Annotated in this window: 13 protein-coding genes; 6 read left to right on the top strand and 7 right to left on the bottom strand. The window is 59.4% G+C overall.

Annotation, left to right across the window (positions count from 1 at the left end):
* The first annotated feature begins 317 nt into the window (after positions 1 to 317).
* A complete protein-coding gene (locus tag E0486_RS10495) occupies positions 318 to 911 on the top strand; it encodes a DUF6799 domain-containing protein (RefSeq protein ID WP_131852127.1) in 594 nt (197 codons plus the stop codon).
* Between the two features lie 114 nt (positions 912 to 1025).
* On the opposite strand, the gene E0486_RS10490 is transcribed toward E0486_RS10495, so the two are convergent.
* From E0486_RS10490 to E0486_RS10470, 5 genes are all read right to left on the bottom strand, one after another.
* On the bottom strand, positions 1026 to 3857 hold the full coding sequence (locus E0486_RS10490; RefSeq protein WP_131852126.1) for a M16 family metallopeptidase: 2832 nt from the start codon (positions 3855 to 3857) through the stop codon (positions 1026 to 1028).
* A gap of 60 nt (positions 3858 to 3917) precedes the next feature.
* Positions 3918 to 4472: a GNAT family N-acetyltransferase gene (locus tag E0486_RS10485; protein WP_131852125.1), complete on the bottom strand. Its 555-nt coding sequence runs from the start codon at positions 4470 to 4472 to the stop codon at positions 3918 to 3920.
* Positions 4473 to 4642: 170 nt separating this feature from the next.
* Positions 4643 to 5419 carry a hypothetical protein gene (locus tag E0486_RS10480; protein WP_131852124.1) on the bottom strand — a complete coding sequence of 259 codons (777 nt, stop codon included), beginning with the start codon at positions 5417 to 5419 and terminating at the stop codon, positions 4643 to 4645.
* Positions 5420 to 5451: 32 nt separating this feature from the next.
* Complete coding sequence (locus E0486_RS10475; protein ID WP_131852123.1) at positions 5452 to 6165, bottom strand: nucleotidyltransferase family protein; 714 nt, start codon at positions 6163 to 6165, stop codon at positions 5452 to 5454.
* An 87-nt stretch (positions 6166 to 6252) separates the two neighbouring features.
* Positions 6253 to 7716: a RapZ C-terminal domain-containing protein gene (locus E0486_RS10470; RefSeq protein ID WP_131852122.1), complete on the bottom strand. Its 1464-nt coding sequence runs from the start codon at positions 7714 to 7716 to the stop codon at positions 6253 to 6255.
* An 80-nt stretch (positions 7717 to 7796) separates the two neighbouring features.
* Here E0486_RS10470 and E0486_RS10465 point away from each other — a divergent pair, with 80 nt between their 5' ends.
* Positions 7797 to 8270, top strand: a complete 474-nt coding sequence (locus E0486_RS10465) for a hypothetical protein (protein ID WP_131852121.1) — start codon at positions 7797 to 7799, stop codon at positions 8268 to 8270.
* 38 nt (positions 8271 to 8308) lie between these two features.
* Positions 8309 to 8701 carry a hypothetical protein gene (locus E0486_RS10460; protein WP_131852120.1) on the top strand — a complete coding sequence of 131 codons (393 nt, stop codon included), beginning with the start codon at positions 8309 to 8311 and terminating at the stop codon, positions 8699 to 8701.
* 137 nt (positions 8702 to 8838) lie between these two features.
* On the opposite strand, the gene E0486_RS10455 is transcribed toward E0486_RS10460, so the two are convergent.
* Together E0486_RS10455 and E0486_RS10450 are read right to left on the bottom strand one after the other, a co-directional pair.
* A complete protein-coding gene (locus tag E0486_RS10455; RefSeq protein ID WP_131852119.1) occupies positions 8839 to 9816 on the bottom strand; it encodes a zinc metalloprotease in 978 nt (325 codons plus the stop codon).
* Between the two features lie 128 nt (positions 9817 to 9944).
* A complete protein-coding gene (locus E0486_RS10450; RefSeq protein ID WP_131852118.1) occupies positions 9945 to 10376 on the bottom strand; it encodes a DUF2141 domain-containing protein in 432 nt (143 codons plus the stop codon).
* Positions 10377 to 10457: 81 nt separating this feature from the next.
* Between E0486_RS10450 and E0486_RS10445 the strand changes: the two genes are divergently transcribed.
* Genes E0486_RS10445 through E0486_RS10435 form a run of 3 tightly spaced genes read left to right on the top strand, consistent with a single transcriptional unit; the run spans position 10458 to position 12744 of the window.
* Positions 10458 to 11510 (top strand): nucleoid-associated protein, encoded by a 1053-nt coding sequence (locus E0486_RS10445; protein ID WP_131852117.1) that lies wholly within the window; start codon positions 10458 to 10460, stop codon positions 11508 to 11510.
* Positions 11511 to 11556: 46 nt separating this feature from the next.
* Entirely contained in the window at positions 11557 to 12018 is a 462-nt protein-coding gene (locus E0486_RS10440) for an RDD family protein (protein WP_165917284.1), read from the top strand.
* 27 nt (positions 12019 to 12045) lie between these two features.
* Complete coding sequence (locus E0486_RS10435) at positions 12046 to 12744, top strand: Mut7-C RNAse domain-containing protein (protein WP_131852115.1); 699 nt, start codon at positions 12046 to 12048, stop codon at positions 12742 to 12744.
* Positions 12745 to 12790: the final 46 nt, after the last annotated feature.

Here is a 12790-nt window from a genome sequence, read left to right as displayed (position 1 = left end):
GAGCGGCGCGCGCCGCTTCAGCTTCTCCAGCAGGGCCAGTAGCACACCGCCGCACAGGCAGGCAAAAGCCGGGAAGTACAGCGGCATGCGGGGCAGCCGCCGCGCTTTGACCGCGGCAAATACCAACACTACAGCCAGCAGCACAATGAAGGAAAGAAGCCAGTACAACGTGGGGTTTTGATCCGAAAAGATACGAAGCGTACGGCGCCACTTTGGGCACACCTACAACAGGGCCGTAGCGCCCTTGGCACAAAATTTACTGCTCCCTGCACGCCGCCTGCGCCCAGCCGGGCCGGCAACTAAAAAAACCAAGCATTATGAAAAAGATTTTCCTCGTAGCCGGCGTAGCCCTGCTCGCCGCCTGCAATGGCACGACCTCATCGGAAAACAATGTGCAGAGCACGACAACGACCGACACGGCCGTAACGACCAACAACGCCAGCACCGGCACCGCCACGGGCATGGACACCGCAACCGCTACCACCACCACTACGACCACGTCTACCAGCAGCAGCCAGGCCTACGCGCCCTCCGAGGGCGACGTAACGCGCCGCAACGGTAAGGTGATGGTGTACCGCAACAACACCTGGGTTTCCGCCGACCGCGACATGACCGGCGACGACGGCGTGACCATCTCGCGTAGCGGCAGCGTGACCCGCAACGGCAAGACCGTAGAAATACAGGAAGGCGAGACCGTGACCAGGTCGGGCAACTTCTTCGATAAGGTCGGCAATGCCGCCGGTAAAGTGTGGGATAAAACCAAAGAAGTGGGCAAAGACGTCGGCCATGGCGCCAAAGAAGTAGGCAAAGACGTCGGCCACGGCGCCAAAGAAGTAGGTAAGGATGTTGGCAACGCCGCTAAGAAAGTAGGTGGTAAAGTAAAAGACGCCGTCGATAAAGACGATAAGTAAGACTGATACGGAAACAACCATAAGAAAGCCGCTCGTGAGAGCGGCTTTTCGTGTATTGGTCTACTGGTCTATTGGTTTATTGGTAAGCCGTTACCAGCCAACGTAAAACGTCAACTAGAACGTTACCGGGTTGCCGTTGCTATCCAGCTGCACCACTTTCTTCCCGAGCTTCTTCACCTCCTCGAGCTGCGTGGCCTTGTCGCCCACTACTACATAAATCATGTCTTTTTCATTCAGGTGCCGGTCGATCGTGCGCTGGTAGTCGGCCAGGGTCATGCCCATGAGGCGGTGCTGGTCTTCTTCCACAAAACGCAGCGAGCGGCCGTACTTGCTGATCTCGCCCAGCAGGCCCAGCTTGGCGTTGAGCGTTTCGTAATCGAGCGTGGAGCCCTTCAGCACTTTGTTGCGCGTGAGCTCCACCTCCTTGTCGCTGAAGGTGGTGCCGTATTGCTGCAGCATGTCCTGGATGATCTGCAGCGACGCCAGCGTAGCGTTGGCCCGTACCGAGGTAACGGCCTGGAAGGGCGCGCGCTCCGACGACCGCGCCAGCTGCGAGGTCGCGCCATAGGTATACCCCTTACCCACGCGCAGCACCTGGAAGAGGCGGCCGCTGGAGTTGACACCCAGCACTTCATTGGCATAGTTGATGGCCGTCGCTTCGGGGTCGGTGGCGGGCACGCTCAGCTTGCCCACGTATAGTACCGACTGCTTCGCACCGGGCATATCGATAAAGTATACAGTGCCTGCGCGATCCTGCGGCGGAACGCTGTATACGGGCAGCTGCCCGGGCGCGGTACCTTTCCAGGCGGCGCCCAGTTTGCCGAAGGCGGCAAGCGCGCGTGCCTGCGGTACAGCACCGGCCACGTGCATCGTGGCGAGCCCCGGCTTGATCCACTGCTGGTAATAGGCTTTCAGGTCGTCAAGGGAAATGTTGGCCAGGCTTTCCGCGGTGCCGGCCGCGGGCTGCCCCAGGATGTGTTCGGGACCATACAGCAGCTTGTTGAAGTTGAGCGCCGCAATGGCGGTGGCATTCGCCTCCCGGCCCTTGATGGCAGTTTGCGCCGCCTTGTACAGCCGTGTATATTCCGTGCCGTCCCAGCGCGGCTGCAGCAGGATCTCCTGCAGCAGGGCCAGCGTGGGCTCGAAGTTGCGCTCGAGGCAGGAGGCCCGTACGCGCAGCTCCTCGTTGCCCGCAGTTACGTTGATGTTGGCGCCGAGGCGGTCGATGGCTGCCTCCAATTCTTCGGGCGTCTTCGTTGCCGTGCCCTGCATCATCACTTGCGCCAACAGGTTAGCTACACCACTCTTGTTGGCGGGGTCGGCCCAGTGACCACCGCGTAGCACCACCTCGAAGTTGACCAGCGGCAGCTCGTTGCCCGGGATGCCGTACACCCTGATGCCGTTGGAAAGGCTGCCGGTCCACACTTCCGGCATCTTGAAGAGCGGCATCGCACCGAACGCGGGCTCGCTGCGGTTGTTCTTTGTTTTCGTCCGTTCAAATACGGCGTCTTCACCCGGCTTCACGTCTTCGTTCGCCACGCCCTGCACAATGGGCTCCGTCCACACCTTTGCTTCGGCGGCACCAGCAACAGCGAGGTCGCGCTTGCCCTTCGGCACAAAAGACGTTGCGATGTAAGGCTTACCCTTGATGTATCGGTTGTATACGCCCAGTACGTCGGCTTTCGTTACGGCCTGCATCAGCTGCGCTTCCTTGCTCACAAAGCCGGGGTCGCCCTTGAACTCATTGTCGCGGCCCAGGCGCTGCGCTTTGGCCAGGATGCTCTCGAGGCTGCTGTAGAGGCCCGTCTCCAGTTGCGCCTTGATGCGCGCCAGGTCTTCATCGGTAAAGCTTTGGCGCTCGAAGCGCGCGAGGCCTTCTGCGAGGGCCGCCTTTACGTCGTCGAGTTTCGTATCGGCGTTGCCGCGCACGCGCAGGTAAAATTCACCGGCCAGCTCCTTGGCGGAGTTGTTGGCCGATACGTTGGGCGCGAGCTTCTTTTCGGTCACCAGCACCTCGTACAGCGGGGCGCTCTTGCTGCCGGCGAGCAGTTGCGCCAGGATGTTGAGCGCATAGGCGTCTTTATGGTATTGCTCCACGCTGGGAAACACCATTGTGTATTCCGGCAGCCGGGCAAAATTGTCTTCGTACCAGAACGACTTTGTTTCGGCCAGCGCCGCGCGCTGCGGCTTCAGGGGCTGCACGGCGGGGCCGCGGCGGATCTCGCCAAACCAGTACTCCACGCGTTCGCGGGTTTTCTTCGGGTCGATGTCGCCGGCGATCACGAGTGTAGCATTGGCCGCGCCGTAGTAGCGATCATAGAATTCTTTTACATCGGAAAGCGATGCGGCCTGCAGGTCGGGCAGCGAGCCGATGACGGTCCAGTGGTAGGGATGGTTGTCGGGGTACAGGTTCGACAAGATCACTTCCTGCGTGGAGCCATAGGGTACGTTGTCGTAGTTCTGACGCTTTTCGTTTTTCACTACCTGGATCTCTTTGGCCAGCGCATCGGGCGTCACGGTGTTGATCATGAAGCCGAGGCGGTCGGAGTCGATCCAGAGGATCTTTTCGAAAGCGTCTTTAGGAATCACTTCGTAGTATACGGTGCCGTCGCTCCAGGTGCCGCCGTTGCGGTTGCCGCCCCATTCGGGAATGAGCTTGCGGTTGGCACCGCGCGGTGTGTTCTCGGAGTGGTTGAACGACATGTGCTCGAAGAAGTGCGCGAAGCCGGTCTTGCCGGGCTTCTCCCGGTTGGAGCCTACATGCACGAGCGTCGACACGGCCACGATGGGGTCGGAGTGATCCTCGTGAAGGATCACCTTCAAGCCGTTGGCCAGCGTAAAGGATTCGTACGGAATTTTAAAGGGCGCTGCCGGCGCTTTCTTTTGCGCAGACAAACCGAGCGAGGCCGCCAGCGAAAGCGGGAGGAGTGCGTGTTTGAGGGTCATGGGGCAGATGGGTTTGACCTCTGTAAGGTACAAGCTCCTCTGCCGCCGCTCCCTGAAAAATTATGAGCGGTCGGGGGAGGTTGCGTACCGTGTGTTGAATTGTTCGCGCGTCATCAGCCAGCGCTTCACGGCCTGCTCGAAATTCAGCGAGCCGGGCACGGTCACGTATTCCTTGTCGAACAGGAAGCCCGCTTTCTCCAGGGTTTTGTTGGGCGCCGCATTGAGGGTATAAGGCTGGCTCCACAGGCGTTGCAGCTGCAGCTTCCCGAAGAAATACGGGAGTGCCCCGGTCACCATCTGTGTGCCAAGGCCCTGTCCCCGGTGCGCGGTCGTCCAGAGGTGCAGGTGCATATATGCTTCCCCGCCAAACTGCGTCGGGTTGGTATTGCAATGGCCAACCGGAAGGCCGTCGAGCTCGCCGATGAGGCAATAGGCCATCTTCGCTTCCAGCGGTGTATCGAGCTGCCGGCGCAGGTGGGCGGTCATGGCTCCGGCCGGCGGCACTTTCGCAAGGTCCACCCCCATCGCCTGCAGGTGTTCGGGGGAAGACTCCGTCCAGTAGCGAACGATGAAGGGAATGTCGGTGTCGAGCAACTCGCGGACGCGCAGCAACATGAAATCGGGTTTGAACAAACTTACGGTCTTTCGCGCAGCGCTCAGAGCTCCCGGTCTTCAAACGGTACCCGCAGCGACACCTTCGCATCGGCGTCTCCCTGCCAGCGGTAGTGCGAGCAACAGGAAAAGAAGGCGGCACATGGCCGTTGTGTTGGTCGGCAAAAGATACGTCATCCCGGCACGCGGATATTGCGCAGGGTAGCCGATCGCAGCAACCCCGGGTCGGCAATCGCAACGCGGTGCAACGCGCGAAAGTGGTCGCCCTTTGGATGGCTTGGTGTATACTCCCAGCATTCGGTTTCCACCAGCAATTCCCCGGGAGCCAGCATGCGGCAGGAACGGTCCAGGCCCCAATTCCGGTTGCCCTCATGGCTGTGCAGCAGCAGGACGCTGCCCACGCGCACCGGGTCGGCTGGAAAGGTTTTTACGCGCTGTGTAAACAGGTACACGCGGTTTCCATCGCCCGGCGCGATGAGTGCAAAAAGGTTTGAATTGTGCGCGCGGTCCTCGTAACGTCCCCAGGCGACCCGGTAGGTACGTATGGAAGCGGTATCCTGTTCAAAATCCGACTTGAAATAAACACTGTCGCTCGACCAGTCGCTGCAACTACCGGATAGGGACAGCATCCGCGCCATCCGCAGCTCCTGCAAGGAGGCACGATCGAAACGAAACCGCTTCGCCAGCAGGTCGAAATTTTCGCTGTGCATCGGCAACCGGAACGGAAACATACCCTCGCCGGGAACAGCCCAGTTCAGCACCGGCACACCAGCCGTATCCGTTGGCGCAGGTGCATGGTTCCCTCCGGAGTTCACGCTGTCGATGATGGAATTCGGTGTAGCGACCGCGTGTGGCGAATCGACGGTTGCGGGCGGTGGCGCAGCAGCCTGGGGTCCACTTTGCTGGCAGGCAACAACGAAAAACAAAGGAAGCGGCAGCAGGTAGCGCATGCTTCAATGTACTGATTCCCGGCAAAGACTCATCACGCAAAAATCCGCTCCGCCTCTTCCACGCTGCCCGGCTTGCCCACGTCGAGCAGGAGGCTGCCGCTGTGGTCGTAGCTCGAGATCTTGTTGTCGTGGGCCAGCTCGAGGTAGAGGTCGATGAGCGAAAACTTCCCGGACAGCTTCGTCAGTGCGAACACCTGCGGCTCGAAGAGGGCAATCCCGCTGTAAGCCTTTTCGAAATAGTCCTTCGCTTCGAGTACAAGTTTCTCCTCACCGGTGCTTTTGTTGCGCCAGCCGCAAAGCCGGTCATACTTGTTGAAGAGCAGCTTGCGCGACGAATCACGGTCGGAAGTGGCGAGTGTGATCACCGCATTGTCCTGCTGGTGCTCCACGAGAAAGTCTTTGAGGTTGGCGTCGCTGAGGATGTCGACATTGAGCGTGAGAAAGGTGCCGGTCTGCAGCCACTCCTTCGCCTTCAGCATGCCGCCGCCGGTGTCGAGCAGCTCGTCGCGCTCGTCGGACACATGGATGCGCGCGCCCCAGCCCTTGTTCTTTTCCAGCACTTCCTCCACCTGGTCGGCAAAGTGGTGCACGTTGACCACGATCTCCCGGATGCCGTATTGCTGCAGGTATTCAATGGCGCGCTGCAGCAGCGTCTTACCGTTTACCAGCGCCAGGGCTTTGGGGTGCTTGTCGGTCCAGGGCTTGAAGCGCGTACCGAGCCCGGCGGCGAAGATCATTCCTTTCATAGTACCATGCTTTAGATCGAAGTCTCTGTGTCGTGAGGCTTGAAGCATCAGGCGTGAACGGCCCTCTCAGGGCTCACGCCGCACGCCTCACGCCTCACGTTTATTAATCCAGTTTTTCGCTTCCTGCACCCTATGGCACAGCTCCACGTTCACTTTGTACTTATTGCGCAAATGCCTTGCCAGCGCGTCGGCCGCATACACACTGCGGTGTTGTCCGCCGGTGCAGCCAAAGCTGACCGACAGGCTGGCGAAGCCACGTCGGATATAGTCTTCCACGGAAATATCCACAAGGTCGAACACCGAGTTGAGGAACTCCGGCATCCTGGTACGCTGCTCCAGGAACTCCATCACGGGCTTGTCGCGGCCGTGGATTTCCTTGTACTCGTCGAAGCGCCCCGGGTTGAGCAAGCCGCGGCAGTCGAACACGAAGCCGCCGCCGTTGCCGCTGTCGTCTTCCGGGTAGCCCTTTTTGTAGGAGAAGGAACAGACCTTCACCACCAGTGGTGTTTCCTCCGTAGCCTGTATGGGCGTAAACTGTTCCAGCACAGCATCGGAGGTGCAAAGATCCAGCACGCGGCGAAATTCGGGCAACACCAGCCCCAGCGACGAGCTGTCGAGGAAGCCGCGCAGGTTTTGCAGCGCTAGCGGGATCGAGGTGAGAAAGTGCGCCTTACGCTCAAACAGCCCGCGGAAGCCGTAGGCGCCGAGCACCTGGAGCAACCGTATTAATACGTACCCATGGTATTGGCTTCGAAACAGTGTGCGGTCGGCCGGTGCCGGCAGCAGGGCTTCAAACGCGTCGAGGTAGTCTTCGAGCAGTCTTTCTTTCCAATCGGCGGGCAGTGCGGCCTTCGCCTGCCACAGCAGCGAGGCCACGTCGTATTGCGGGGCGCCCTTCATGCCTCCCTGGAAGTCGATGAAGCCCACGCCCCCTTCTTCGCGCACGAGTATGTTGCGGCTCTGGAAATCGCGGAACAGGAAAAAGCGGTACTCGGTATGGGTGAGGTAGTTGGCCAGGGCCTCGAAGTCGTCGATGAGGCGCTGCTTGTCGTACGGTTGGCGCAACGCATCGAGGAAATAATACTTGAAGTACAGCAGGTCAGCCATAATAGCCTGCTTGCCGAATTCGCGGTTGGTGAGGCAGCGGCTGTAGTCGAGCCCCACATCGCCACGCACCTGCAGACCCGCCAGCTGGCGGAGGCTTTCGCGGAACAGCGCATATACCGCATCGCTGTAGCCTTCGGCCTCGAGCACCTGGAGCAGCGAGCGGTCGCCGAAGTCCTGCTGCAGGTAGGCCGTCTTGTCCTCGCTCATGTGCAGGAGCGCCGGAACGGGGAGTCCCTTGGCATAGAACTGCTCGGCAAAGTAGGCAAAGGTTTCGTTTTCACGCACATTGGCGCCGTGGGTGCCGATCACGCTGCGCCCGTCTTCCGCGGTGAGGCGAAAGTAGCGGCGCTCCGATCCGGCCTGCGGCAACACCGTCAGCTCCGCGGGGTCTTTGCCCGCCCACGCGCGGTATAGCTGTGTAATGGATTCGATGAGGGTCTGCATCCGACGAAGGTACAAATCGGCAATCCACCTTCGCCAAAGCCATGGCGGTCCGGTCGCCAATCGGCAATAGCTTTGCCGGTATGAATCCCGCCTCCCTCGCCGACATCAAATCCGCCCTGAAGAACCAGGACAGCAAGGAGCTATCGGAACTTGTGCTGCGCCTCGCGCGTTATAAAAAAGAGAACAAGGAGCTCCTCTCCTTCCTGCTCTTTCACGACGCCGACCTTCCGGGCTACCTGCGCGAGGTGAAGGAGGAGCTCGACGAGGTGTTTGCCGACATGAACAAGAACAGCGTGTACCTCGCCAAGAAAACGATCCGCAAGGCCCTGCGTTTGGCCAACAAGCATATTCGCTACACGGCCTCCAAAGAGGCGGAGATCGAACTGCTGCTCCACTTCTGCGTGTCGCTCAAAGGCTCGAAGCTGCCGCTGCAAAAAAGTGCGGCACTGCTCAACCTGTACAACGGCCAGCTGAAGAAGGTCCGCGCGGCGATCAGCACGTTGCACGAAGACCTGCAGTATGAATACGTGCGGGAATTGGAGCGGCTGGAGTGAATGGGGTGATGGGATGCAGTGGTTCTTACATTTGCCGCATGATTCACACAAGCGAGCTCCGTTGGGGAAACAGCATCCTGCAAAAGAAGAACGGGCGTATCCAGGCCGTGTCCTGCGGCGGCGAGCAGTTCGGCCTCCTGGCACAGGGGCAGCCCGCCGACCTCTACCCGATCGTGCTGAAGGCGGAAGTACTGCTGCAGCAGGGCTTTACTGAAAACAAAGAGTACGCGCTTTACCCGCAGGCCCGCGAATTTCGCCGCGTGCTGGCAGTAAAGGGCAAGGGCCACCACGAACTGCTCGCCTATGTGAAAAGTAACGGCGAATGCCTCGCCTGGGCCAACACCGATGGTGTCGTTTCCTCCAACCCCGTGTTCCAGCTCCACCAGCTTCAGAACCTTCACCACGCACTCACCGGGACCGAGCTATTGTAAAGGATCGATAGGTCCAGCGTGTTTAAGAATTCCGGAAGCAGGCAGGTCCCTCGTTACCAATAGACCATTTGCCCAATAAACAAAGCCCCCCGCCATCAGGCGAGGGGCTTTTTACAGGTTGGTATTGGCTTATGCTATTAAGGTTGTGCGAAAGCGGCGCGGGGACCACCGGAAGCGAAGATCGCCAGCGAGCGGGCCTTCTGACCGTTGGTGAACAGGTACATGCAACCATCATACGTGTAATCCATGTAGTTCATGGTCATTTCGTTGTGGGTACCGCCCGTAGTGCAGGAGCTGCGCTTGGGGTAAACCGGGCAGCCGCCGTTGGAGGTCTGTGCGGTCGGCGTATCGTCTACGAGGTCGTTACCGCAGGTAGCGTCACCCCAGATGTGGCGCAGGTTCAGCCAGTGGCCCACTTCGTGGGTAGCTGTGCGGCCGAGGTCGTAGTTGGCGATGTAGGTGCCGGCAGCTTTGGCGCGCGAGCCGAACGAGGAGTAAAGGATCACCACACCGTCCGTGGCAGCGGGGCCGCCGGGGAACTGTGCGTAGCCGAGCAGGCTCTGGCCCAGGTTGCAGGCCCACATGTTCAGCTTGGTGGTCGGGCTGGTGGGGTCGATACCGCCCAGGCTGCTTTTCTTCACAGCATCGTTGGTGCCCCAGCTCTTCTTGTTGGAAGATTTGCGGATGATGCGGTCCAGCACGAAGCGGATGCCGTAGTTGGCACGCAGGCCGTTCCACTCGGCGGGCGTTTTGCTGCCGTCGGCGTTGCTGTTGTTGTAGTCTTCGTTGAGCACGGCGATCTGCGAGTTGATCTGTGCGTCGGAAATGTTCTGCGCAGCGGTGTTGTATACTACGTTCACTACGACGGGAATTTCGATCACCCCATTTACCAGGCGGCCGGTTTCAATAGCCGTTTGTGTAAAACGCTCGATGTCGGCCATGCGCTGGCGCATACCCGGATCTTCCTGCAGCTGGCGGTCGAGTACTTCCTGGGCACCGCAATGGCGCTGGGTGCTTTCTTCAATGATCTCGGAGGCCTGGGGTTCGGAAGCCATTTTCTTTTGGCAGGAAACAGCAAGCAATACGGCACAAAAGCCGAAAAGTACTTTCTTCATGTGTCGAAGGGTTTTGTGTGTGCGTTAAGAGTGATTGACTCTTGTAAGTTAAGGAAATGTTACAAACACAAAGACCCTTTTTTCTGCGATAATGGTTTTTACGGAAACAGCTCTTCCGCAGCAAAAGGCTACAGGTTGCGGAAGCGCATCGTTAGTTGCAACACCGACCGGGCGGGCAGTTGCACCTTGTTCGATTCGAAGCCGGGAGCCGCAGCAAAAGGCAGGTTGTTGCGCGAGGCGCCGTACCCCTCTTTGGGAATGCCCAGGAAGTTGGTATCGAACTTCCCGTTGGCGTTGGCGTCGTGGAAGGCGAACAGCGCGTAGTTGCCGGCGGGCAGGTTGCTGAAAACGGCTTCTGCCTTGCCCTGCAGCACCGGCACCTCGCGGCATTGCAGCGGTGCGCCCTCGGTGCCCTTAAAGGCCTCGGCCCGGTCGAAAAGGCACACGCGGCATACGCCCTTGTTGTTGCGCAAATTGGTCATGCGCGCCACGATGGTGCTCTGCGCCTGCGCAGTGGTGCTGCCCGCCACCAATAAAAAGAGGAAGAATAAACGGCTCATAGCTGGGTAGGTTGCAAAATAATGCCTATCTCCTTACGCCATTCCTCCATTCCCCCATTATCCCGTTAATTTCGCGGCCTTATGTCGACAATGGAACTCAACACCGCGGTGTTGAAAAAGATGGCCCTGCATTTCGTGGGCAGCAAGAACAACCTCGATCCCCTGCTGATCGCTGAAAAGGAAACCCCGCTGGACGAAGGCGTCCGCGAGGTGCTTGAAAGCGGCTTGCTCGCGCGCTTCCGCAACGTGCCCGAGCACTACGCCTTTCACCACGAATCTTCCCTGCAATACAACGAGCTGTATAACTACTGTAAGGGCGTATTCCAGAATCCCGACGAGTTTTTGGCGCTGTCCGGGCAGGTCGCGCGGCACCTCTACTCCGCCTCCACGCACCCCAAGGTAAAAGGCGGCGAGCTGTATGTGACGCTTTTCGAGGGACTGCCTATCGAAAGCCGCATGCACAAGGCCATCGGGCTGTTCAAGACGGAGAGCAAGTCCTTCTTTCTCGACGCCCGCCAGGAGCGGCAGGAGCTGAGCCTCGAGCTCCGCGAGGGCGTGGAGCTGGCGCGCATCGACAAAGGCTGTCTCATCATCAACCGCAACGAGGAAGAAGGCTACGACGTGCTGCTGTACGACAACCAGAACCGCGGCGAGGAAGCGTTGTACTGGAAGGAAGGCTTCCTCGGCGTGCAGCCGCAGCGCGACGAGTTTCACCACACCGCGCAGTTCCTGACGCTGACGAAGCAATTCATCACCGAGCAGATGGAAAGCGAGCACGGCACGAGTAAGCAAAACCAGGTGGAGCTGCTGCACAAGTCGATCGGCTACTTCAAGGAAAAGGAAAGCTTCGATATCGACGAATTCCAGCAGGAAGTATTCGGCCAGGATGAAGGCGTCATCGAGTCGTTCCGCAACTTCGGCTCGCGCTATACCGAGCAGAACGACTACGACATCGCCGCCCAGTTCGACATCGCCCACGATGCCGTAAAGAAGCAGGCCCGCATCTTCAAGAGTGTACTGAAGCTCGATAAGAACTTCCACATCTACATCCACGGCCGCACCGATCTTATTGAGAAAGGCGTGGACCTCGATGGCCGGAAATATTACAAGATCTACTACCAGGACGAAGCGTAGGGGATATCGACCAGGAAATAAAGAACAAGCAATTAATTTTGAGATGATGGAGGAACGTGAAAACGAATATTGGGAACAGAAGCCGCAACCGGTTGTTCCGGCACCGATGGTCAAGCGTTTGATCAACTGGGTAATCGACATCCTGCTGATCGGCTTTTTGGCCAGCGTGCTGCTTGCCGTCGTGGGACGCCTTTACCCGCCGCTGCTGCAGGGTTTTATCAAAGATCCATATGGATTTAAAAACACCATTACCCTTCAATTCTGCTATGCGCTCTTCCTGAGCATCCAGGAAGGGTTCTTCCGGGGCAAGACCGTCGGCAAGGCCCTCACCGGCACGCGTGCTGTGCTCGCCGACGGCAGTCCGCTACCTACGGAAAAAGCATTCCTGCGCAGCCTGATCCGGGTCATTCCGTTCGAACCCCTGACCATCTTTCTGCTGGGGCGCCCGCTGCACGACGTGCTGAGCGGCACCGTGGTGGCCGACGAGGGCCTGAACCGCCTGCCCTGAGCCCGCTCCCGGCGTACCTTTCCGGCCATGTACCCCAGGCCGCACCGCGCCCGCTTTCGTTTTGAAGGTCGACTCGCCGACCTTTCCGGCGCGCCCGCAATCGACTATGCTTTTGCCGGCGGCCCCGCACTTAAAGACGCCATCGAAGCCCTCGGCGTGCCGCACGTGGAGGTCGGCGCGCTGCGGGTCAACGGTGCTCCCGCGGCCCTCCCTAACGCCTTGCAGCCCGGCGACGAGGTACAGGTGTTCCCCGACGAAACGACCTGGCCCGAGCCGCGTTTTATCCTCGACGTACACCTCGGCTCGCTGGCGCGCGCGCTGCGCCTCCTCGGCTTCGACAGCTGGTACCGCAACGACTACAGCGACCCGCAGATCGTGGCGCTGGCCGCTGCTGAAGACCGCGCAGCCCTTACCCGCGACCTGGGCCTGCTCAAGCACAAGGCGCTTCGCCGCGGCTACTGGCTCCGGTCGCAGCACACCGAAGACCAGGTGCGCGAGGTGCTGCACCGATACGGTCTTCATGCATCCATCCGGCCCTTCCGCCGCTGCCTTGCCTGCAACGAGCTGATCAACGCCGTTGCCGAAGCCGACGTTCTCGATTCCATCCCGCCCAGCGTCCGCGGCTTTCAACAGGAATATTTCCGCTGCAGCGGCTGCGGCCGCGTATACTGGAAAGGCACACATTACAAACGGATGCTCGACTTCATCACCCGCATTACGTCGTAAAAAAAAGAGACGCATATAGTGCGTCTCAACAAGAGTTATTTCTGAA

Source organism: Flaviaesturariibacter aridisoli, from assembly GCF_004343705.1.
In the GTDB taxonomy this organism is placed as follows: domain Bacteria; phylum Bacteroidota; class Bacteroidia; order Chitinophagales; family Chitinophagaceae; genus Flavisolibacter; species Flavisolibacter aridisoli.
Note: the sequence above shows the minus strand (reverse complement) of the source record. Positions and strands in the feature narration are given on the sequence as shown.